The 22,402-nt window shown below is 53.6% G+C and carries 22 protein-coding genes; 15 read left to right on the top strand and 7 right to left on the bottom strand.

What is annotated here, in order from left to right; translation table 11 throughout:
- The first annotated feature begins 145 nt into the window (after positions 1-145).
- The 3 genes from ABRZ26_RS07645 to rlmM all read left to right on the top strand — a co-directional run bounded on the left by ABRZ26_RS07645 (position 146) and on the right by rlmM (position 2,662).
- A complete protein-coding gene (locus ABRZ26_RS07645; protein ID WP_319603650.1) occupies positions 146-1,069 on the top strand; it encodes a transcriptional regulator GcvA in 924 nt (307 codons plus the stop codon).
- Positions 1,070-1,173: 104 nt separating this feature from the next.
- A complete protein-coding gene (locus tag ABRZ26_RS07640; RefSeq protein ID WP_319603649.1) occupies positions 1,174-1,569 on the top strand; it encodes a DUF423 domain-containing protein in 396 nt (131 codons plus the stop codon).
- Entirely contained in the window at positions 1,562-2,662 is a 1,101-nt protein-coding gene (rlmM, locus tag ABRZ26_RS07635; protein WP_319603648.1) for a 23S rRNA (cytidine(2498)-2'-O)-methyltransferase RlmM, read from the top strand. The genes ABRZ26_RS07640 and rlmM overlap by 8 nt, the downstream gene beginning before the upstream one ends.
- A 118-nt stretch (positions 2,663-2,780) precedes the next feature.
- Here rlmM and xni read toward each other — a convergent pair whose 3' ends face one another.
- The 3 genes from xni to queF all read right to left on the bottom strand — a co-directional run bounded on the left by xni (position 2,781) and on the right by queF (position 6,138).
- Complete coding sequence (xni, locus tag ABRZ26_RS07630) at positions 2,781-3,545, bottom strand: flap endonuclease Xni (protein ID WP_319603647.1); 765 nt, start codon at positions 3,543-3,545, stop codon at positions 2,781-2,783.
- A 100-nt stretch (positions 3,546-3,645) separates the two neighbouring features.
- Positions 3,646-5,010 carry a nucleotide 5'-monophosphate nucleosidase PpnN gene (gene ppnN / locus ABRZ26_RS07625; RefSeq protein WP_319603646.1) on the bottom strand — a complete coding sequence of 455 codons (1,365 nt, stop codon included), beginning with the start codon at positions 5,008-5,010 and terminating at the stop codon, positions 3,646-3,648.
- Between the two features lie 279 nt (positions 5,011-5,289).
- Entirely contained in the window at positions 5,290-6,138 is an 849-nt protein-coding gene (gene queF / locus ABRZ26_RS07620; RefSeq protein WP_319603645.1) for an NADPH-dependent 7-cyano-7-deazaguanine reductase QueF, read from the bottom strand.
- Between the two features lie 72 nt (positions 6,139-6,210).
- On the opposite strand from queF, the gene syd reads away from it, so the two are divergent.
- The 4 genes from syd (at position 6,211) to ABRZ26_RS07600 (ending at position 9,018) form a co-directional block, all read left to right on the top strand.
- Positions 6,211-6,759, top strand: coding sequence for a SecY-interacting protein (gene syd / locus ABRZ26_RS07615; RefSeq protein ID WP_319603644.1), 549 nt, complete (start codon positions 6,211-6,213; stop codon positions 6,757-6,759).
- A 636-nt stretch (positions 6,760-7,395) separates the two neighbouring features.
- On the top strand, positions 7,396-7,749 hold the full coding sequence (locus ABRZ26_RS07610; protein ID WP_319603643.1) for a YqcC family protein: 354 nt from the start codon (positions 7,396-7,398) through the stop codon (positions 7,747-7,749).
- Complete coding sequence (gene truC / locus ABRZ26_RS07605; protein WP_319603705.1) at positions 7,742-8,515, top strand: tRNA pseudouridine(65) synthase TruC; 774 nt, start codon at positions 7,742-7,744, stop codon at positions 8,513-8,515. The genes ABRZ26_RS07610 and truC overlap by 8 nt, the downstream gene beginning before the upstream one ends.
- Before the next feature lie 41 nt (positions 8,516-8,556).
- Positions 8,557-9,018, top strand: coding sequence for a flavodoxin (locus tag ABRZ26_RS07600; RefSeq protein WP_319603642.1), 462 nt, complete (start codon positions 8,557-8,559; stop codon positions 9,016-9,018).
- Positions 9,019-9,070: 52 nt separating this feature from the next.
- Here the strand turns inward: ABRZ26_RS07600 and ABRZ26_RS07595 are convergent, their stop codons facing one another.
- The 4 genes from ABRZ26_RS07595 to map form a co-directional block, all read right to left on the bottom strand.
- Complete coding sequence (locus ABRZ26_RS07595) at positions 9,071-9,460, bottom strand: DUF3461 family protein (RefSeq protein ID WP_319603641.1); 390 nt, start codon at positions 9,458-9,460, stop codon at positions 9,071-9,073.
- A 145-nt stretch (positions 9,461-9,605) separates the two neighbouring features.
- Positions 9,606-10,433 carry a 2,3,4,5-tetrahydropyridine-2,6-dicarboxylate N-succinyltransferase gene (dapD, locus tag ABRZ26_RS07590; protein ID WP_319603640.1) on the bottom strand — a complete coding sequence of 276 codons (828 nt, stop codon included), beginning with the start codon at positions 10,431-10,433 and terminating at the stop codon, positions 9,606-9,608.
- Positions 10,434-10,461: 28 nt separating this feature from the next.
- Positions 10,462-13,146, bottom strand: a complete 2,685-nt coding sequence (glnD, locus tag ABRZ26_RS07585) for a bifunctional uridylyltransferase/uridylyl-removing protein GlnD (RefSeq protein ID WP_319603639.1) — start codon at positions 13,144-13,146, stop codon at positions 10,462-10,464.
- 206 nt (positions 13,147-13,352) lie between these two features.
- Complete coding sequence (gene map, locus ABRZ26_RS07580; protein WP_319603638.1) at positions 13,353-14,147, bottom strand: type I methionyl aminopeptidase; 795 nt, start codon at positions 14,145-14,147, stop codon at positions 13,353-13,355.
- 357 nt (positions 14,148-14,504) lie between these two features.
- On the opposite strand from map, the gene rpsB reads away from it, so the two are divergent.
- From rpsB to rseP, 8 genes are all read left to right on the top strand, one after another.
- On the top strand, positions 14,505-15,230 hold the full coding sequence (rpsB, locus tag ABRZ26_RS07575; protein ID WP_319603637.1) for a 30S ribosomal protein S2: 726 nt from the start codon (positions 14,505-14,507) through the stop codon (positions 15,228-15,230).
- 114 nt (positions 15,231-15,344) lie between these two features.
- Positions 15,345-16,202 carry a translation elongation factor Ts gene (gene tsf, locus ABRZ26_RS07570; protein WP_319603636.1) on the top strand — a complete coding sequence of 286 codons (858 nt, stop codon included), beginning with the start codon at positions 15,345-15,347 and terminating at the stop codon, positions 16,200-16,202.
- A gap of 150 nt (positions 16,203-16,352) precedes the next feature.
- Entirely contained in the window at positions 16,353-17,084 is a 732-nt protein-coding gene (gene pyrH / locus ABRZ26_RS07565; RefSeq protein ID WP_208228081.1) for a UMP kinase, read from the top strand.
- Between the two features lie 140 nt (positions 17,085-17,224).
- On the top strand, positions 17,225-17,782 hold the full coding sequence (frr, locus tag ABRZ26_RS07560; protein ID WP_319603635.1) for a ribosome recycling factor: 558 nt from the start codon (positions 17,225-17,227) through the stop codon (positions 17,780-17,782).
- Positions 17,783-17,995: 213 nt separating this feature from the next.
- Complete coding sequence (ispC, locus tag ABRZ26_RS07555) at positions 17,996-19,192, top strand: 1-deoxy-D-xylulose-5-phosphate reductoisomerase (protein ID WP_319603634.1); 1,197 nt, start codon at positions 17,996-17,998, stop codon at positions 19,190-19,192.
- Positions 19,193-19,390: 198 nt separating this feature from the next.
- Positions 19,391-20,152 carry a (2E,6E)-farnesyl-diphosphate-specific ditrans,polycis-undecaprenyl-diphosphate synthase gene (ispU, locus tag ABRZ26_RS07550; protein ID WP_319603633.1) on the top strand — a complete coding sequence of 254 codons (762 nt, stop codon included), beginning with the start codon at positions 19,391-19,393 and terminating at the stop codon, positions 20,150-20,152.
- A 9-nt stretch (positions 20,153-20,161) separates the two neighbouring features.
- Positions 20,162-21,019 carry a phosphatidate cytidylyltransferase gene (gene cdsA / locus ABRZ26_RS07545; RefSeq protein WP_319603632.1) on the top strand — a complete coding sequence of 286 codons (858 nt, stop codon included), beginning with the start codon at positions 20,162-20,164 and terminating at the stop codon, positions 21,017-21,019.
- 22 nt (positions 21,020-21,041) lie between these two features.
- Positions 21,042-22,397, top strand: a complete 1,356-nt coding sequence (rseP, locus tag ABRZ26_RS07540; protein ID WP_319603631.1) for a sigma E protease regulator RseP — start codon at positions 21,042-21,044, stop codon at positions 22,395-22,397.
- The last annotated feature ends 5 nt before the right edge of the window (positions 22,398-22,402 follow it).

The following is a 22,402-nucleotide window of genomic DNA, read 5'->3' as shown; positions in this document are numbered from 1 at the left end:
CGTTCCGGCTCAGGAAGTTGCGCTAATATAGGTATTTGCTGGTACATCCTCAATGGACAAATTATAATGTTTCGGATTACAAAAACTAATAGATAAATAGCCCTAATGCATGTGCTATTTATCGGGAAATAAAAGAATTTCATTTATGTCAAAACGTCTCCCCCCGCTCAACTCCCTGCGTGTATTTGATGCGGCCGCCCGTCATCTGAGCTTTACCAAAGCGGCGGAAGAGCTATTCGTCACCCAGGCGGCGGTCAGCCATCAGATTAAGTCGCTGGAGGATTTCCTGGGGCTTAAATTGTTTCGTCGGCGTAATCGCTCGCTGTTGCTGACGGAAGAGGGGCAAAGTTATTATCTTGATATAAAAGAAATTTTTTCTTCCCTCAATGAAGCGACCCGGAAATTGCAGTCGCGCAGCGCCAAAGGCGCATTGACCGTGAGTTTGCTTCCCAGTTTTGCCATTCACTGGTTGGTGCCGCGATTATTGAGCTTTAATGCGGAATATCCGGGAATTGATGTGCGAATTCAGGCGGTGGATCGCGAGGAAGACCGCCTGTCGGATGATGTGGACGTCGCCATTTTTTATGGGCGAGGCAACTGGCCGGGACTGCGGGTGGAAAAACTGTATGCCGAGTATCTGTTGCCCGTCTGCTCGCCTGCGCTGCTGATCGGAGAGCATCCTTTGAAAACCCCGGACGATCTGGGCGCGCATACGCTGTTGCATGACGCCTCGCGGCGGGACTGGCTGGCTTATACGCGTCAACTGGGCGTACAGATAAATGTGCAGCAGGGGCCGATTTTCAGCCACAGCGCTATGGTATTGCAGGCGGCGATCCACGGGCAGGGCGTCGCGCTGGCGAATAATGTGATAGCGCAGAGCGAACTTGAAGCGGGCAGATTGGTCTGTCCGTTTAATGACGTTTTGGTCAGTAAAAATGCTTTTTATCTGGTATGTCATGACAGCCAGGCAGAACTGGGTAAAATAGCCGCCTTTCGTCATTGGATTCTGGCCCGTGCAGCCAATGAACAAGAGAAGTTTCGCTTTCGTTACGATAACGGTTCGCGCTGAGGGAGTGGGCGTTGCGAGTGCGCTGCATCAATCGCGGGTATGGCGCTGGGCGCTGTTTAGAGACAATGACGCCTTCGGAGTAGGCATTGAATTGGATACCAATAATGAATAGTCGTTTTATGCTGATTTTTTCCGCTATCAGCGGTTTTATTTTTGTCGCCCTGGGGGCGTTTGCTTCGCATGTGTTAAGCAAAACGCTGGGGCCGTCAGAGATCGACTGGTTGCGCACCGGGCTGGAGTATCAGGCGTTTCACACGCTGGCTATCCTGGCGCTGTCTGTTTTGATGCATCAGCGTAGCAATCTGTGGTTTTACTGGAGCGGCGTTTTTCTGGCATTGGGTACGGTATTGTTCAGCGGCAGCTTATATTGCCTGGCGCTTTCTCATCTGAAGTTGTGGGTTTATGTGACGCCGATTGGCGGATTCTGTTTTCTGATTGGCTGGTTATTGATGTTGGTTGGCGCATTGCGTCTGAAGAGAAAGGCTGAACGCCATGAATAAAGTGATTTTGTACTGCCGTCCGGGGTTTGAAAAAGAGTGCGCGGCGGAAATAACGGAGAAAGCCGCGCAACACAATGCCTATGGTTTTGTCCGGGTGAAAGATAACAGCGGCTATGTGATCTTTGAGTGTTATCAGCATGAAGATGCCGAGCGGTTGATCGAAGAACTGCCGTTTCATGAGCTGATTTTTGCCCGTCAAATGTTTGTCGGCGGCGAATTGCTGCGCGACCTGCCGCCGGAAGATCGCATTACCCCGATCGTCGGCATGTTGACGGGCGCGATTGAACGCGCCGGCGACCTGCGGGTGGAAGTGCCGGATACCAATGAAAGCAAGGAACTGATGAAGTTCTGCCGCAAGTTCACCGTGCCTTTGCGCGCCGCGCTGCGCGAAAATAAAATCCTGTTGGGCTATGAAAAGGCCGATCGGCCCGTGCTGCACGTGCTGTTTATCGCGCCGGGTTGCTGTTATGTGGGATATTCCCACGGCAACAATAATTCGCCGTTTTATATGGGCATTCCTCGTCTCAAGTTTCCGTCTGACGCGCCCAGCCGTTCAACGTTAAAGCTTGAAGAAGCTTTTCACGTATTTATTCCCGCCGACGAATGGGATGAACGTCTTGGCAGCGGTATGTATGCCGTTGATTTGGGCGCTTGCCCCGGCGGTTGGACTTATCAACTGGTAAAACGCAGCATGATGGTATACGCCGTGGATAACGGCCCCATGGCGTCGAGCCTGATGGATACCGGACAGGTGATGCATCATCAGGCTGATGGTTTTCGTTTTGAACCGCCGCGTAACAACGTCTACTGGCTGGTATGCGATATGGTGGAAAAACCGGCCAAGGTCACCAGCCTGATCGCCGACTGGCTGGTAAAAGGCTGGTGCAGGGAGGCGATCTTCAACCTGAAGCTGCCGATGAAAAAACGCTATGAGGAAGTTTCGCAGAATCTGGCGTTACTTCGCGAGCGGCTGGAGGAAAATGGCATTAATGCGGAAGTGCATGCCAAACAGCTCTACCATGACCGCGAGGAAGTCACCGTCCACGCCCGCCGTTTCTGGGCGGCCGTGCCGGGCCGGCGCGATGAGCGGTAAAATTTACCTTCGTTGCTGACAAGAACGTATCAATGCCGTCTGGTAGGCGGGCATCGCCGGCGATACCGAAGCGCCAGCGGAAACCGGTTCCCCGCCCACCATGACCGGAGAGCCGGGATTAAGGATTTTGCTGCGGCAACCGTAACTGCTGAAGATTGCCGTCCAGCGTCAGATCCCGGCTGAGCGTCGCGACCCGGCGACTGATAAAGGCCATTTCCTGTTGTCGCTGGAGCTTGCCGCGCCATTTTTCCGGCACGCTGTCCAACTGCTGATAAAGCGCGTCCAGGCTGCCAGCCTGTTGCAGCAACTGCACCGCGCTTTTCGGGCCGATGCCGCCGACGCCGGGAATTTTGCTGCTGCCGATCCCGGCTAATCCCCAGTAGTCGGGGAGCTGCTGCGGTAAAACGCCGAACTCCTGCTGTACGAAAGGCAGATCCAACCAGCGCTTTTGAAAGTAATCTCTGATTTGAATGGTCGGCGCCAATAGCTGACAGTAGCCCTTATCGGTGGAGACGATCGTCGCCTGATGCCCGGACTCCGCGACTTTGCAGGCCAACGTCGCCGCCAGATCGTCGGCTTCATTGCCGGGAGAATGCCAGCTTGTTACGCCCATTGCGGCAAATGCGGCGCGGATTTGCGCAAGCTCCTGCTTAAGGTTATCCGGCATGGGGGAACGCCCGGCTTTGTAGTCGGGTAATATTTGATGACGCCAACCGGCGCTTCGATCTTCATCATCAAAGACGGCGACGGCATGGGTCGGCCGACTGTGTTGCAGCAGTTGGTTTAGCGCATGCTGGCAGGCGCTGACGCAGGGGGAGCCTTGTACCGCATGAATCCGACGTATCAAGTTCAGCGCATCGACAATCAGCAAATGTACAGGCATAGGCGTGTTCCTCAGGTGTCGTCCGTGTCTGCGGGGAAGGTTCGCTTCCCCGCGCGGGTTTTCGCCGACGGCTATCTAGCGACGGGTGGGCTTGCCGGCATTAAGCGCAGATTTCATAGCAGGGGATATACGCGCTGCCGGGGAGTTTCATACGTTGCTGGGCAACGAACCCCTGAAGCAATTTGTCCATGCTTTTCATGATCTGCGTGTCGCCATGGATCTTATAAGGCCCTTGCTGTTCGATGGCCTGGATCCCCACTTCCTTCACATTGCCGGCCACAATCCCAGAGAACGCGCGGCGCAGAGCGGCGGCCAGTTCCTCAGTGGGTTGATCGAAGTGCAGGTTGAGGTTGGCCATATTTTCATGGCTGGGATCGAACGGCATCTGTAAGTCGGGGGCGATACGCAACGACCAGTTAAAGCTGTAGGCGTCGCCCGTATGTCGGCGGCTTTCCTTGACCAACGGCATCGCTTTTTTCATTTGGCGGGCGACTTCCGCGGCATCATCAATAATGATGGAATAATAACGGCGCGCCTGACGTCCTAAGGCGCCGACAATAAACTCATCCAATACGCGGAAATAATCGGCGCTCTCTTCCGGCCCGGTCAGAATGATCGGCAGCACCTGTTCGCTGTTTTCCGGATTCATCATAATCCCCAGCAAATAGAGGAATTCTTCCGCCGTACCGACGCCGCCGGGGAAGATGATGATGCCGTGACCGATACGCACAAAGGCTTCCAGCCGTTTTTCAATGTCCGGCATGATGATCAGTTCATTGACCAGCGGGTTCGGCGGCTCGGCGGCAATGATGGACGGTTCGGTCATGCCGATAAAACGTCCGTCTCTGTAGCGCTGCTGGGCATGCCCGACGGCGGCGCCTTTCATCGGCGCCTCCATGGCGCCGGGGCCGCAGCCGGTACAGATGTTCAGCTCGCGCAGACCGAGCTGGCTGCCCACTTTACGGGCGTAGAGATATTCGGTTTCATTGATTGAATGTCCGCCCCAGCACACCACCATATTCGGCTCTTCGCCAACGTGCAGCGCTCTGGCGTTACGCAAAATAGAGAAAACCAGATTGGTGATATGGGCGGAGTTTTCCAGGTTCAGGTTGTAGTAACGACCGGCGTCGGTGATTTGCCCGTTAACAAACAGAATATCGCGCAGCACGGCGAACAGGTTGGCCTGAAGCGAACGGATAATATAGCCGTCGACAAAGGCGTCTTCGGGCGGATTAACCAGTTCGAGCTTGACGCCGCGTTCACGGCGCAGCACGTTGATATCGAAGTCTTCATAACGGGAAAGCAGCTCTTTGCTGTTATCCGTCTGACTGCCGGAATTTAATACGGCCAGGGAACAGTTACGAAATAACCGATAGAGATCGCTGCTGGCGCTGCTTTTCAGCATGTCCACTTCCAACTGCGATAGCAGATCCATAGACCCCAGCGGGCTGATATGTGTAATCAATTTTGCTCCTTTAAACGCAGTATACCCGTCATCTTCCAGGCGCATATCGGGCATGAGTCCGTCTGTTTGACGATCGCATGTCCCGACAGTCGGAAGCGAGGCTCCCGGGTGGGAGGTCATCCAATCGCTTTTGCTGGTTCATGAATGCCGACAGGCGGCATTCGTCTCATGCGGCGCGATGGGAACGTAATCTTTCTCAGTGCTCCACCTTAGCCTGCGGCCATCATTTTTTCCAATAATGATGGCCGCGGGCTACAGAAGTTGCGTAACGTTACGCATTTATTGACGCGGCAGACGCCCGACAGGCGCGGAAAACCGGACGTTGCTGCGCCACGGATTGATATCCAATCCGCCGCGGCGAGTGTAGCGGGCGTAGACGCTGAGTCGCTCGGGCTGGTAATAACGCATCAGATCGTTAAAAATTCGCTCAACGCACTGTTCATGAAACTCATTGTGGTGACGGAATGACACGATATAACGCAGCAGCGCTTCCCGGTTAATGCGTTTGCCGCGATAATGAATCTGTACCGAACCCCAGTCGGGCTGGTGGGTGATCAGGCAGTTGGATTTCAGCAAATGGCTGACCAGCGTCTCTTCCACCTGGGTATCATCAGCATCGTCCGTCGCCAGGTAGTCCGCATTGAACTCGTAGTTGTCGATGAGAATATCCTGATCGTCGATACACTCGCCGTGCAAGCCGGCAATCGGCTGACCTTCCAGCTCGCTGAGTTTAAATAACGTCAGATCGACCCGGCCCTGGGCGCACTGGCTCAGATCGTGGATTAACGTAGCGCGTACGCTGTCCCAGCTATCAAATACGCTCTGGTTGAAGCTGTTCAGGTAAAGTTTGAAGCTTTTGGATTCAACCAGATTCAGGCTGGCGGCATCCAGATGCATTTCGCCCACGGCGACCTGCGGCACGCCGTTTTTATTCAGCCAGGACAGCTCGTAAAGCGTCCAGATATCTTCCCCATGAAACGGCAGGTTCTGCGGGAAGATGCCGAGCGGTTCGCGGTTCAGGCTACGCGGCACCGGTTGTAATAAACCGGCATCGTAGCGATCGTGATAAGGTGTCGATTTCCCGAGCGTCAGATTGCTTAGCGCCTGATGCTTGTCGTAAACGGACATACGGCTACCCTGATGTAAGAAAGAACGGATACGCGTAGTGTAACCTGACTAATAGAATGATGAGAAAAAATTATGGATTATGAGGTTCCTCAGGCCCTGGCCGCCTTTACCCAACGTTATGTCGAATTATGGCGGCAGGAAACGGGACGTCCGCCCGCGAGCGCGGCGCTGTACGGCGTTCCTTCCCCGTGTATTACCGACACTCGGGACGACGAAGTTTACTGGTTGCCGCAGCCGTTTTTGCCCGACGCAATGCTGGACGGCGTGGAGCGTGCGCTGGATATCAGTCTGCACCCGGATGTTCATGCTTTCTATACGTCGCAGTATGCCGGCGATATGACGGCGCAATTCGAGGCGATTTCGTGCGTGTTATTGCAGGTCTGGAGTGAGGACGATTTCACGCGCATGCAGGAAAATCTGATCGGCCATCTGCTGACGCAAAAGCGTTTAAAACTGCCCCCGACGTTATTTCTGGCGACAACCGACTCCGAAATGACGATGATTTCGCTCTGCAATGTTTCCGGGCAAGTGATTCTGGAAGAGTTCGGTACGAAGAAACATCAGGTGCTGGCGCCGACGCTGACCGATTTTCTGTCCAGGCTACGTCCGTCAACGATCTAATCATTAATCATGTTTCACTTTTGCTGTTGTGAGAGATCTCTTACATTTGCTGTAAGACATCTCTCATCTTTCACGTGAATATTAGGCTTTGTCTTTATTTTTTCATTATTAATTAGTCAATTAACGTTATTTCTTTTCTTTGTTCCCCGACGGGGATTGATAAACATTGTCCCTGGCCTCTTGCTGAATCCAAACAATTAATACATCTTATTACTCAAGTTAGTAAACGGTTGCTTGAGATTTAAGGATAATTATCAGGCACCGATAAAAGGACAGGACGTTTCAGGATGAAATAAGGACACCTCCAGGAAGGAGATTGGGAGCCGGGCAGGAAGTCCTGGTGGGGCAGGAGCCTAAAGGGATTGAGTCATGGATGATACAGGATGGGTAAGTCAGGAAGAAAGTTGGACGCCAGCAAGGATTGTCGGTTAGGAAGACCACCAAGGAAAAGTTTTCAAGGATGAGCAGGGACGCAAAGGTGTAGCGGGATGGCTATGAAACGAATCGGGGGTACTGAGCAATCAGTACCCCCATTTTTTTGCCTGCATAGTACGCCGGAATACGAATTTTGGGCGAGACTATTATCAATGCTATGCTTTGCCGCCAACCGCAAGCGGCTTCAATGGTGAGAAACGCATGAGTTTAGAAGATCAGGTTCGTCAGTCTTTGTTTGACGTCGAACGCGTGTTAAGAAACAGTCCTTTCTGGCAGCAATCGCCGCCTGAATCCGCTGCTTTTGCCAGCGATGAGCCCTTTTGCATTGATACCATGCGTGCCGAGCAGTGGTTACAGTGGGTGCTGCTGCCCCGTATGCATGCGCTGCTTGACAGCGGCGCGCCGTTGCCGATGGGCTTTTCGCTGTCGCCCTATTTTGAAGAAGCGCTGGAAGGCGCTGCGTCCGATATCGAGCCGCTTCTGGCGCAGATCGCCCAACTTGATGCGCTGTTTGGCGATCAGCCAAATTCAACCGACGACGACGGCGATGCTTGAGATTATTTATCAGGATGAGCACCTGGTCGCGGTAAATAAGCCCGCCGGTTGGCTGGTGCATCGCAGTTGGCTGGATCGCAAAGAAAAAGTGGTGGTGATGCAGACGGTGCGCGACCAGATTGGTCAGCGCGTTTATACCGTTCATCGTCTGGACAGGCCCACATCCGGCGTGCTGTTACTGGCTTTATCCAGCGATGTGGCGCGTTCATTGTCGCAACAGTTTGAGCAGCATCGGATGCGGAAAATCTATCATGCCGTCGTCCGTGGCTATGTGGTTGACGATGGCGTGATTGATTACGCGCTGACGGAAGAGCTGGATAAAATCGCCGATAAATACGCCAATCAGGATAAGGCGCCGCAGCCTGCGGTGAGCCATTATCGCACGCTGGCCCAGGCGGAGATGCCGGTGGCCATCGGGCGTTATCCCACCTCGCGCTACAGCCTGCTGGAACTCGCGCCGCAAACCGGGCGCAAACACCAGTTGCGTCGTCACATGTCGCATCTCCGCCATCCGATTATTGGCGACAGCACGCATGGCGATCTGCGGCAGAATCGCGGTATGGGAACGCATTTCGCCTGCAACCGGCTGATGTTGCACGCCAGCAGACTGAGCCTGACGCATCCGGCGAGCGGGAGAGAACTCACGCTACAGGCGCGTTGGGATGCGCCATGGCAGGGCGTTATGACGCGGTTCGGCTGGCAGGGTATTCTCCCTGACTTTGAAAGGGTTGAGTTTCCAGCGGCGTCGGGTCAGGATAGCGAATAGTATTTCATCTGGTATTAAATAAAAAAAGGGAGTCGGAAATCATGGCGCAGATTGGTATTTTTGTCGGCACGGTCTACGGAAATGCACTGCTGGTAGCCGAAGAAGCGGAAAATATCCTCAGAGAGCGCGGGCATGAGGTCAAGGTTTATGAAGATGCGTCGCTGGAGTCGTTTCTGAGCTACCGCGAGCACGACGTGCTGGTCGTGACATCAACCACCGGGCAGGGAGACCTTCCCGATACCATCGCGCCGCTGTACGCCGCTTTACGCGAACAGGGCGGCTATCAGCCAGAATTGCACTACGGGTTGATTGCGCTCGGAGACAGCAGCTACGAAAATTTCTGTGGCGGCGGTCGCCGGTTTGACGAACTTTTGCAGGAAATCGGCGCCAAACGCGTCGGCGAGAGATTGGAAATTGACGCGGTTGAACATCCGGAGCCGGAAGTGATTTCCTGTCCGTGGGTGGAGCAGTGGCTATCGCTGGTCGAAGCCCGTCAGGCCTGAATGCGAAACGGGAGCGTCTCCGCTCCCGTTGTCGTTATCATGTCCGTCGCCATTAGCGATTTTTAGTCAGCTTTTCCAGATCGGCCTCGATCTCGGCGATTTTGTTCGATACCACGCTATCAAGGTGACGCAGGTCGTCAAGGATTTTGCGCTTCAGATCCACATCCGTCTGCTCGTTCTGACAGATTTGATCAAGTTCATCAATGACATAACGTAGATTAGGGCTGATTTCATTAATTTCTTTGTAACCCTGACCGGAATTGTCCGCCAAAATGGTTTTACGCTGACGCGGGTATTTGAACTTCACGCTTTTGGCGAAAAATTCGCCCTTATCCTTGTGAAAGTAAATCTTCAGGATGTCATTACTGGCTTCCTGACGCAGGCTATAGCGATCAATATCATCTGGATTGGTAATACCGAGGCTTTTCAGATTGTCATACATAGTGCGACCTTTTTAATTTTAAAATAATTCAACCAGCATACTGTTAAACGACCGGGTTCATCTGTGATAGCCCACGATTTTTCAGGGTCGCCGCGACGGCAGGATAGAAAAACGGCGGGTTAACGATAACCCGCCGACAGGCCGTTTAGTCGATGGTGCGCAATAACTCGTTGATACCCACTTTACCGCGGGTTTTCGCGTCCACTTTTTTCACAATGACGGCGCAATACAGGCTGTAGCTGCCATCTTTAGACGGCAGGTTGCCGGAAACGACCACCGAACCCGCCGGTACGCGGCCATAATGTACTTCACCGGTTTCCCGATCGTAAATTTTGGTGCTCTGGCCGATGAAGACGCCCATAGAAATGACGGAACCTTCTTCAACGATCACCCCTTCGACCACTTCGGAACGCGCGCCGATAAAGCAGTTGTCCTCAATGATGGTCGGATTCGCCTGTAACGGCTCCAGAACGCCGCCGATGCCGACGCCGCCGGACAGATGAACGTTTTTACCAATCTGCGCGCAGGAACCTACGGTCGCCCAGGTATCAACCATTGAGCCTTCATCGACATAAGCGCCGATGTTGACGTAAGAAGGCATCAGAACGGTATTGCGGGCGATAAAGGCGCCCTGACGCACGCTGGCCGGCGGCACCACGCGGAAACCTTCGCGTTGGAAACGTTCCTCGTCGTAATCAGCGAATTTCATCGGCACTTTATCGTAGTAGCGCGTTTCCGCGCCTTCAATTACCTGATTATCGTTGATGCGGAAAGAGAGCAGCACGGCCTTTTTCAGCCATTGATGCGTGACCCACTGGCCGTTGATTTTTTCAGCTACGCGCAGCGCGCCGCTGTCCAGCAGGCCGATAACCTGATTGATCGCCTCACGCGTCACGGCGTCTACGTTGGCCGGCGTGATTTCGGCGCGGCGCTCGAAAGCGTTTTCGATAACGTTTTGTAGTTGTTGATGCATCCTGTTTTCTCTTTCCTGATTGTGAAAATTAACTCGATGTTACTTTATCGTTTGGGTTTAGGGCTTCTGTCAACCGTTCTTGCAGTTTAACGCGTAATTCCGGTTTCAGTGCGCGTCTATCGCTATCCGCCAGAATAAATAAATCCTCTACCCGCTCGCCAATGGTGGATATGCGGGCGCCGTGCAGCGAGAGATTAAAATCGGCGAAAATTTCGCCGACTCGGGCCAGCAATCCCGGCTGATCAAGCGCGATAAGCTCCATATAGCTGCGCCTGTCCGTATGGGTCGGCAGGAAATTGACCTCGGTCGGCACGCTGAAGTGGCGCAATTTCGGCGAAGATCGCCGCGCATGCGGCGGCTGATAATGACGTTGCGTCAGCGCTTGTTCAAGGGCATAGCGCGTGGTTTCGTGACGGTCCTGCGCCAGCGGGCTGCCGTCCGGCTCCAGCACAATGAAGGTATCCATCGCCATGCCGTCACGACTGGTGAAGATCTGGGCATCATGGACGCTGAGGTTTCGCCGATCCAGCTCGCCGGCCACCGCGGCAAACAGATAAGGCCGATCCGGACTACAGATAAAGATTTCCGTGCCGCCCCGGCAGGCATGCTGGCTGATTAATACCAGCGGCTTACTCATATCGTGCGCCAGCAAATGGCGGGCGTGCCAGGCGAGCTGGCTCGGCGAATGCCGCAGGAAATAGTCGGCGCGACAGCGGCTCCAGATATCGCGCAGCGCCTCTTCATCGACATTATCCATGCGCAGCAGCGCCAGCGCCTGTAAACGATGACGCCGCACGTGTTCGCGTAAATCCGGGGTATTTTGCATTCCCCGACGCAGTTGTTTTTCCGTCGCGAAATAGAGTTCGCGCAACAGACTCTGTTTCCAACTGTTCCACAGGGTTTCGTTGGTGGCGCAGATATCCGCGACGGTCAGGCAAACCAGATAGCGCAGGCGCGTTTCGCTCTGCATTTCGATGGCGAACTGCTGAATAACGGCCGGATCCTGAATGTCGCGGCGCTGCGCGGTGACGGACATCAGCAAATGACGCCGCACCAGCCAGGAAACCAACTGCGCCTCCCGTGAGCTCAGTCCGTGCAGCGTCGCGAACTCCAGCGCATCCTGGGCGCCGAGCTCGGAGTGATCGCCGCCGCGGCCTTTGGCGATATCGTGAAACAGCGCGGCGAGCAGCAGCAGTTCAGGCTGAGGGATCCGCGGATACAGTTCCACGCACAGCGGATGGCGGGTACGGTTTTCCTCATCGGCAAAGCTTTCCAGTTTCAGCAATACCCGCAGCGTGTGTTCATCGACGGTGTAGGCATGAAATAAATCAAACTGCATTTGCCCGACGATATTGCCCCACTGCGGCATATAGGCCCATAACACGCTGTGACGATGCATAGGAAGCAGGGCGCGTTTTACCGCATGCGGATGACGCAGAATATTCATAAACAGCTGCCGGGCCTCGGGGATGGCGCACAGCGGGCTGGCGAGGTGTCGACGCGCATGACGCAACTGGCGCAGCGTGCTGGAGTATATGCCCGTAATTTCCTGGTTGCGCACCATCAGGTAAAACATGCGCATGATCGCTTCGGGCTTACGGACGAACAAGGTTTCATCACGCAGGTCGATCAGGTTGCCGCGCAGTTGAAATTCGTCATCGATTGCGCGGGGTTTTTCATTGGCCTCCAGCGCCAGAATCGCTTCATCAAACAGTTGCAGCAACATTTGATTCAGTTCGCTGACGCGGCCTGTTACGCGGTAGAAATCTTTCATCATGCGCTCTACCGGCGTATTGCCTTCCCCCTGATATTGCAGGAGATGCGCGACGTTGAGCTGATGGTCGAAAAGCAGGCGGTTGTCGTAGCGCGTCACTATCAAATGCAACGCAAATCGGATGCGCCATAGAAAACTCTGGCATTCGTTGAGCTCTTTGCGCTCCGCTTCCGTCAGGAAACCGAAGCCGACCATTTCATCCAGCGAGGTGGCGCCGAAATGGCGATGGGCGACCCACAGCAGGGTGTGGATGTCGCGTAACCCGCCGGGGCTGCTTTTGATATCGGGTTCAAGGTTGTAGCTGGTGCTGTGGTAGTGCTGATGCCGTTCGTACTGCTCGGCGATTTTTGCCGGAAAAAATTTCGCCGAAGGCCAGAATGTATCGCTGAACACCTGTTTTTGCAGATTGAGAAACAGCGCGACATCGCCGCAGATCATGCGCGATTCAATCAGATTGGTCGCGACGGAAATATCGGCGCGACCTTCCTGCAAACACTCTTCCAGCGTTCTGACGCTGTGACCGACTTCAAGCTTGAGATCCCACAGCAGGGTAATAAACTCTCCCGCGCGCTGCGAATCCCGTTGGCTGAGTTTTTCCTGGCTGAGCACCAGCACGTCGATATCGGAAAGCGGGTGCAATTCGCCGCGCCCATAGCCGCCCACGGCCAGCAACGCAGTTTGTTCTATTTTATCAAAGCCATAGAACAGCCACAGTCGTTGCAATAGGTGATCGATAAATTGTGTTCTGGCCTCGATCAAGGTTTCCGCGCTGACGCCTGATTTAAACTCGGTTCCCAGCCAAACCTGAAATTGCTCCAGCCGTTGCTTCAGCGCCTGACAATTCAGCATCTCGTCGCTGTAATTCAGGGGCGAATCGGGAAGCGGTGAGACCGAAGCGGATTCAACAGGAATATATTGCGAAAGGTTTTTTTGGATCATATGCGCAGCCCATAACAAATCGCTGTGAGTGATGACAACGCCCGAACTGACAGGTTCGTTATCGCGCCGCGCCCGCCGTCATTCCCGCTGCTCCCCGCTTCCACGAGGAGGAATCTCAAGCAACGCCGGGTCGTCAGTGAAAGCCGATCCCCGCCTACTGCCGCAGGGACGACGAGATAGCGCCAACCAGCTAAACTGGCGCGATATTATGCCTGGTGCGTAATGATATTGGGAATGGTGTCGTCTTTCCGCAATGTCATTATCTCGCAGCCGTTCTCGGTGACCACCAATGTGTGCTCGTATTGCGCCGACAAGCTGCGATCTTTGGTTTTTACCGTCCAACCGTCTTTCATGGTGCGGATACGATAGTCGCCGGCGTTCACCATCGGTTCGATGGTGAACGCCATGCCCGGCTGCAAAACCACGCCGCCGTCGTCCGCATCGTAGTGCAACACCTGCGGTTCTTCATGGAAGCCTTCGCCGATGCCGTGACCGCAGTATTCGCGCACCACGGAAAAGTCCTGCGCTTCAACGAATTTCTGGATCTCTTTGCCCAGGGAACGCAGACGGATGCCGGGTTTCACCATCTTTATCGCCAGATACAGGCTTTCCTGCGTAATGCGGCACAGGCGTTCGCCGAGGATGGTGGGTTTGCCGGCGATGAACATTTTCGAGGTGTCGCCATGAAAACCATCTTTAATGACGGTGACGTCGATGTTGACGATATCGCCGTCTTTCAGCCGTTTCTCTTCGCTGGGAATGCCGTGGCAGACCACTTCATTGACGGAAATGCATACCGACTTCGGGAAACCGTGATACCCCAGGCTGGCGGAAATCGCATGTTGTTTATTGGTGATGTGATCGTGGCAGATTCTGTCCAGTTCACCGGTACTGACGCCGGGTACGACATAGGGTTCGATAATTTCCAATACTTCGGCGGCCAGGCGTCCGGCGACGCGCATTTTTTCGATGTCTTCAGGGGTTTTGATTGATATAGCCATTAAATATTGTCCGCAGGTGTCGTATTAAACGACGAATTAAGGTTGTTCGGTAAGTAATCACGTATGTTATCAGCCCAGCCATTGGCTTGCCACATTATCATTTGGCGGCGGGCGGGCGAGACAACAAAAGTTGGTGTCCCGGCGGGAATTATGGTATAAAGCGCGCCGGTGATTCGGCTGGCTGGGTTTAATCTCTTTCTTTAATACCGTCCTGCTGAATCAACTAAACTCACTTTGTGTATATAACACACACGTGTCGGCACATTCGCCGGGGTGCTCCAAGGGTTTTCAACCTGCGGGGTCGGCGCAATGGGACACGTGGAGGCATAACCCCATACTTAATTAATAGAGGTAATCATGGCAACTGTTTCCATGCGCGATATGCTCAAGGCTGGCGCACACTTTGGTCACCAGACCCGTTACTGGAACCCGAAAATGAAGCCGTTCATCTTCGGCGCGCGTAATAAAGTGCATATCATCAACCTTGAGAAAACCGTACCGATGTTCAACGACGCACTGGCCGAGCTGAGCAAAATCGCTTCTCGCAAGGGCAAAATTCTGTTCGTTGGTACTAAACGCGCTGCAAGCGAAGCGGTAAAAGACGCTGCCAGCAGCTGCGATCAGTTCTTCGTGAACCATCGCTGGTTGGGCGGTATGCTGACTAACTGGAAAACCGTTCGTCAGTCCATCAAACGTTTGAAAGATCTGGAAACTCAGTCTCAGGACGGTACTTTCGACAAACTGACCAAGAAAGAAGCGCTGATGCGCACCCGTGAACTGGACAAGCTGGAAAACAGCCTGGGCGGTATCAAGGATATGGGCGGTTTGCCGGATGCGTTGTTCGTTGTTGATGCCGATCACGAACACATCGCAATTAAAGAAGCCAACAACCTGGGTATCCCGGTATTCTCTATCGTTGATACCAACTCCGATCCTGATGGCGTTGACTTCATCATCCCTGGTAACGATGACGCGATCCGTGCAGTTAACCTGTACCTGAACGCTGTTGCCGCCGCCGTTCGTGAAGGCCGTTCGCAAGATCTGGCTGAGCAAGCGGAAGAAGGCTTAGTTGAAGCTGAATAATAAGGCTGGCTCCTCCGAGCCCTTATTAACCAGGTATTGACATATGTTGGTTAGGGGGCCTGCTAAGGCCCCTTTTTTACTTATCTCCCCCACGAGATAACCGAGGAAAAGATAATGGCTGAAATTACCGCTGCCCTGGTAAAAGAACTGCGTGAGCGTACTGGCGCAGGCATGATGGAATGTAAGAAAGCGCTGGTTGAAGCGAATGGCGACATCGAGCTGGCTATCGACAACATGCGTAAATCTGGCCAGGCGAAAGCCGCCAAGAAAGCAGGCCGCGTGGCTGCTGAAGGCATCATTCTGACCCAGATTTCCGCAGACGGAAAATACGGCGTCATCGTTGAACTGAACTGCGAAACCGACTTCGTCGCCAAAGATGCCGGCTTCAAGGCGTTCGGCGAAGAAGTCGCCACTGCCGCGCTGAACGATCGCATCGCTGATGTCGAAGCGCTGAAAGCAAAATTCGAAGAACAACGTACCGCGCTGGTAGCGAAAATTGGTGAAAACATCAATATCCGTCGTATCGCGATTCTGGAAGGCGACGCGCTGGGTTCATACCTGCACGGCGCGCGCATCGGCGTTCTGGTTGCCGCAACGGGCGCGGATGAAGAGCTGATCAAGCATATCGCCATGCATATCGCCGCCAGCAAACCGGAATACGTTAAAGCTGAAGATGTGCCGGCCGACGTTGTTGCCCGCGAACACCAGATTCAGTTGGATATCGCCATGCAATCCGGCAAACCGCGTGAGATCGCAGAAAAAATGGTTGAAGGCCGTATGCGTAAATTCACCGGCGAAATCTCTTTGTCCGGCCAGCATTTCGTGATGGATCCGAGCAAAACCGTTGGCGATCTGCTGAAAGAGCATAAAGCCGACGTCACCAGCTTCGTCCGCTTTGAAGTGGGTGAAGGTATTGAGAAAGCTGAAGTCGACTTTGCTGCTGAAGTCGCAGCAATGAGCAAGCAATCTTAATAATAAAAAAAGGGGCCGCCTGTTGGCGGTTCCTTTTTATCCAGCCAAAATAAGTTCAGTGCATTTATTTGTGGTTTACATTCTGGTAAATCGCGCTAAGTGTGACAGTAACAACTCCCAATACGATGACAGCCTGTAGGACAAAACACCATGGCAACCAATGCAAAACCCGTATATCAACGAATCCTGCTTAAGCTCAGCGGCGAAGCTTTGCAGGGAACCGAAGGTTTTGGTATCGATGCGAGCATTCTGGATCGCATGGCTCAGGAAGTGAAAGAACTGGTTGAGTTGGGCATTCAGGTCGGTGTGGTCATCGGCGGCGGCAACCTGTTCCGCGGCGCCGGCCTGGCTAAGGCGGGCATGAACCGCGTGGTGGGCGACCATATGGGGATGCTGGCGACGGTCATGAATGGTCTGGCGATGCGTGATGCGCTGCATCGTGCTTATGTGAACGCGCGCCTGATGTCCGCTATCCCGCTGAACGGGGTGTGCGATAATTACAGTTGGGCTGAAGCCATCAGCTTATTGCGCAATAACCGCGTGGTGATTTTTTCCGCGGGTACCGGTAATCCTTTCTTTACTACCGATTCGGCAGCCTGCCTGCGGGGTATTGAAATTGAAGCCGACGTCGTTCTGAAAGCGACGAAAGTGGATGGCGTTTATTCTGCCGATCCGGTACAGGATCCCTCCGCAATTTTGCATGAAACCCTGAGTTACCAGGATGTGCTGGAGCGTGAGTTGAAAGTGATGGATTTAGCCGCTTTCACGCTGGCGCGCGATCACAACCTGCCTATCCGCGTGTTCAATATGAACAAGCCCGGCGCGCTGCGTCGCGTGGTGATGGGGGAGAAGGAAGGGACGTTGATCAGTAATAACGGATAACCCTAAAAATAGGGTAATATTCGCTTCTGGTAACCAGCAGTATTGCCATATACCGCCAGCTTTTGCTGGTATAAATTATTCACCGGGTCATGCCATTGATGCATGGCCTGTCAGGCAACCAGTTTTCAAGGGTTCACAACGTGATTAATGAAATCAGAAAAGATGCTGAAACGCGCATGGAAAAATGCGTAGAGGTTTTCAAAAACCAAATCAGCAAAATTCGTACTGGCCGCGCATCGCCCAGCATTCTTGACGGTATTCAGGTCGAATATTACGGCAGCGCGACCCCGCTGCGTCAGTTAGCCAACATCGTGGTGGAAGATTCCCGCACGCTGGCGATTACGGTATTTGACCGTTCGCTCAGCCAGGCGGTGGAAAAAGCCATCATGTCTTCCGATCTTGGCCTGAATCCTTCTTCCGCCAGCTCGGTTATCCGCGTTCCGCTGCCCCCGCTGACGGAAGAACGTCGTAAGGATCTGATCAAGATCGTGCGCGGTGAAGCGGAGCAAGGGCGCGTATCCGTGCGCAACGTGCGTCGTGACGCCAACGATAAGCTGAAAGCGCAATTGAAAGATAAAGCGATCAGCGAAGATGAAGAGCGTCGCGCGCAGGACGACGTGCAGAAACTGACCGATCTCTACATCAAAAAAGTAGACGCCGCGCTGGCGGAAAAAGAAAGCGAACTGATGGAGTTTTAATCAATCCGCTTATTATAAGCGCCGCAGGAAAGTGATGATGCGTATCGTATCATCCAACTGGCGGCGCTTTGTTTTTTTGATGCAGGCCAGCCTCCCTGGGCGGTGAATCAATTTGCGATGAGTTTTTGCGATAAATAGCATAGACACTTCATGGCAATCGTCTCAGACTAGTACGCCTTCCTGTGATCAAATCCAGTTATTCAGAGCATTTTAATGAAGCAACTGACAATACTTGGCTCGACGGGTTCTATTGGCGTCAGCTCGCTGGCGGTCATTAATCAAAACCCGGATAAATTTGCCGTAAAAGCATTATCGGCGGGAAGAAATGTCGAACGGATGCTGGAACAATGCTTAACTTTTCGTCCTGCTTACGCATCCATGGCGGATGAAGCATCCGCCAGATTATTACGTCAACAGCTATCACAACACGGCTGTCGAACCGAAGTGTTATCCGGCGAGCAGGCGGCATGCGAACTGGCCGCGCTGGATGATGTCGATCAGGTAATGGCGGCCATCGTCGGCGCGGCGGGTTTGATGCCGACGCTGGCCGCCATTCGCGCGGGCAAACAGGTATTGCTGGCGAATAAAGAATCCCTGGTCACCTGTGGACGTCTGTTTATGGATGCCGTCGCGCGGAGCAGCGCGCAACTGTTGCCCATCGATAGCGAACATAATGCGATTTTTCAGAGTTTACCTGAGCAAATTCAACGGCAGTTAGGCTACTCTTCTTTGGAGCAGTATGGCGTTGAGCGTATTATTCTGACCGGCTCAGGCGGCCCGTTCCGTGAAACGCCGGTCGGCGCGCTGGCCGCGATGACGCCCGATCAGGCTTGCGCTCATCCGAACTGGTCGATGGGGCGTAAGATATCGGTGGATTCCGCCACCATGATGAATAAAGGACTGGAATACATCGAGGCGCGCTGGCTGTTTAATGCTTCCGCCGAACAGATGGAAGTGATCATCCATCCGCAGTCGATGATTCATTCCATGGTGCGCTATGTTGACGGCAGCGTGCTGGCCCAGTTGGGATCGCCGGATATGCGTACGCCGATTGCTCATGCCATGGCCTATCCCAGTCGCGTGCGGTCGGGTGTGAAAGCCCTGGATTTCTGTCAGTTGGGCGCGTTGACGTTTTCAGCGCCGGACTATGCGCGTTACCCTTGTTTGCAATTGGCCATCGATGCCTGTAATCACGGTCAAGCGGCGACGACGGCTTTAAACGCGGCCAATGAGATTGCGGTCGCCGCTTTTTTACAGTTGCGCATTCGTTTCACAGACATTGCGGCTGTGAATCAGCAAGTGGTTGAGCAACTCACATTATCAGAGCCAGCCAGCGTTGATGAGGTTCTGTGCATCGACCGCTGGGCCAGACAAGCCGCGGCGCAGATACTCACCCAGTATGAGCGTTAGGTATGGTTATTCACATAGCACAATTTGTTCACGCGTGGTTGAGGTGGTATAGTCTGCGCCACTCGACAGCTGGCTAAGCGAGTCTTTGGCGCCAGCGGTGAAGTTAAGCCGTGATCGTTCACGGCTTTTTTGCGCTGACAGGGTCTGATGTTACGGAAGGTCTGTTGTATTTCTTGCTTGAGGATATAAGTACTCGTTATGCCGTCCGATAATCAAAAAAGTGCTGATAATCTGTCATTCGCCGGGCCTCGGCATGTCGCCATCATCATGGATGGAAACGGCCGCTGGGCTAAAAGCCGGGGAAAACTGCGGATTTTTGGCCATCAGGCTGGCGTTAAATCCGTACGCCGGGCGGTGAGTTTTGCCGCCAGCCATGGACTTGAGGCGTTAACGCTTTATGCATTCAGCAGTGAAAACTGGAATCGTCCCGCGCAGGAAGTGACCGCCTTGATGGAGCTTTTTGTCCGCGCTTTGGATAGCGAAGTAAAAAGCCTGCATAAGCATAAAGTTCGCTTACGCATCATCGGCGATATCAGCCGTTTTAGCCTGCGTTTACAGGAGCGTATCCGCCGCTCTGAAGAATTGACAAAAAATAATCCGGGCCTGACGCTGAATATTGCTGCGAATTATGGCGGGCGTTGGGATATCATTCAGGGAGTGCGGCGGCTTGCAGAGCAGGTACAGGAGGGAACGCTGCGTCCCGACAGTATCAATGAAGATTCATTATGCCAATATGTTTGCCTGAATGACCTGGCTCCGGTTGATTTAGTGATCCGAACCGGCGGAGAACATCGCATAAGTAACTTCCTGCTATGGCAAATCGCCTATGCCGAGCTTTACTTTACCGATGTCCTTTGGCCTGATTTTGATGAACAAGTTTTTGAAGGTGCGCTGAATGCATTTGCACAACGCGAGCGTCGCTTCGGGAGAACAACACCTATCGATGCGGATGCATCCTAGGGGGAACTTTTGCTGAAGTATCGCCTGATTACTGCTTTGATTTTAATTCCGATTGTTGTCGCAGCGCTATTTTTGTTGCCCCCGCTGGGCTTTACCCTGGTGACGCTGGCTGTCTGCATGCTGGCGGCTTGGGAATGGGGACAACTTTCCGGATTCGCCTCATACGGGCAGCGGCTCTGGCTGGCGATCCTATGTGGCTTTCTGCTGGCGCTGATGTTGCTGACGCTGCCGGCGTACCATTATTCGATACATGTCCCGCAAATCAGCGGAACACTCTGGACCTCGCTGGTCTGGTGGGGCGTCGCTCTGTTTTTGGTTCTGTTTTATCCTGCTTCCGCATCGCTATGGCGTCATTCACGGATCCTGCGGCTGGTGTTCGGCGTGGTGACGATTATTCCCTTTTTCTGGGGCATGGTCGCGCTTCGCCACTATAACTATGATGTCAATCCCGACAGCGGCGCGTGGTGGCTGCTGTATGTCATGTTGCTGGTATGGGGGGCGGACAGCGGCGCCTATATGTTTGGCCGACTGTTCGGCAAGCGTAAATTGGCGCCGAAGGTGTCGCCGGGTAAAACCTGGGAAGGGTTGATCGGCGGGTTGGTCACCTCCGCGGTGATTTCCTTACTGTTCAGTCGCTATGCGCCTTTGACCATTTCTCCGACGACGCTATTAATCTGTTCTATTGTTGCGGCGCTGGCTTCGGTATTGGGCGATTTGACGGAAAGCATGTTCAAGCGCGAGGCGGGCATAAAAGACAGTAGCCATTTGATTCCGGGACATGGCGGCGTGCTTGACCGTATCGACAGCCTGACGGCGGCCGTACCGGTATTTTCCTGCCTGATGCTGTTGATGTTTAAAGCCGTTTAGGATGAGACATTAGAGAATATTTATGATGAATTTCCTCTGGAGTTTGGCTGCATTTATCATTGCGCTGGGTGTGTTGATCACCGTGCATGAGTTTGGTCACTTCTGGGTTGCTCGTCGCTGCGGCGTCAAGGTTGAGCGTTTCTCCGTCGGGTTCGGCCGCGCTTTATGGCGCCGTCGCGATCGTCTCGGCACCGAATACGTTATCGCGCTGATTCCGTTGGGTGGTTATGTCAAAATGCTTGATGAGCGTGTTGATACCGTATCGCCGGAATTTCGTCATCAGGCCTTCAATCATAAAACGGTGTGGCAACGTGCCGCCATCGTCAGCGCAGGGCCTATCGCCAATTTCATTTTTGCCATTGCGGCGTATTGGCTGGTGTTTATTATCGGGGTTCCCGGCGTGCGTCCGGTGGTTGGCGAAATATTACCCAACTCCATCGCTTCGCAGGCTGAAATGTCCGCTGGAATTGAACTAAAGTCGGTTGACGGTATCGAAACGCCTGACTGGGATACGGCGCGTTTGGCGTTGATCGGTAAAATCGGCGACAGCGATGTCGTGATTGGCGCCGCGCCTTTAGGCTCGAACCAGGTCGTGTTGAAAACGCTGGATCTGCGCAACTGGCAATTTGAGCCGGATAAGCAAGACCCCGCCGCCTCATTGGGGATTATTCCCAAAGGGCCGCAGATTGAGTCGGTATTAACTCAGGTTCAACCAGGGTCGGCGGCGGAAAAAGCGGGTTTACAGGCAGGGGATAGGATCGTTAAAGTCGATGGTCAGGTTTTAACGGACTGGCGATCTTTCGTTATTGCCGTGCGCGATAATCCCGGTCAAAGTATTGCGTTGGATGTAGAACGAAGCGGAGCGACATTGCCGCTGACGTTGACGCCGGATAGCAAGTCAGCCGGCAACGGCAGGACAGAGGGGTTCGCCGGCGTTATGCCGAGCGTAACGCCGCTTCCGGAGGAGTATCGAACGGTACGCCAGTATGGGCCGTTTAGCGCGATCTATCAGGCGACGGATAAAACCTGGCAACTGATGAAGCTGACCGTCAGTATGTTGGGGAAACTGGTAACGGGCGACGTCAAGCTGAACAACTTGAGCGGTCCGATTTCGATTGCCCAGGGAGCAGGAATGTCGGCAGACTATGGATTGATTTATTACCTCATGTTTTTGGCCTTAATCAGCGTCAATCTGGGGGTCATCAATCTGTTTCCGCTGCCGGTATTGGATGGTGGACACCTGCTCTTTCTGGCGGTTGAAAAACTGAAGGGCAGGCCGGTTTCTGAGCGTGTGCAGGACTTTAGTTATCGCATTGGCGCGGTGTTGCTGATGTTGTTAATGGGACTCGCACTTTTCAATGATTTCTCCCGCCTTTAGGCGTG

The organism is Brenneria sp. L4-2C (assembly GCF_040240335.1).
Classification (GTDB): Bacteria; Pseudomonadota; Gammaproteobacteria; order Enterobacterales; family Enterobacteriaceae; genus Brenneria.
The sequence above is the reverse complement of the archived record's forward strand: the minus strand, read 5'-3'. Positions and strand labels throughout refer to the sequence as shown.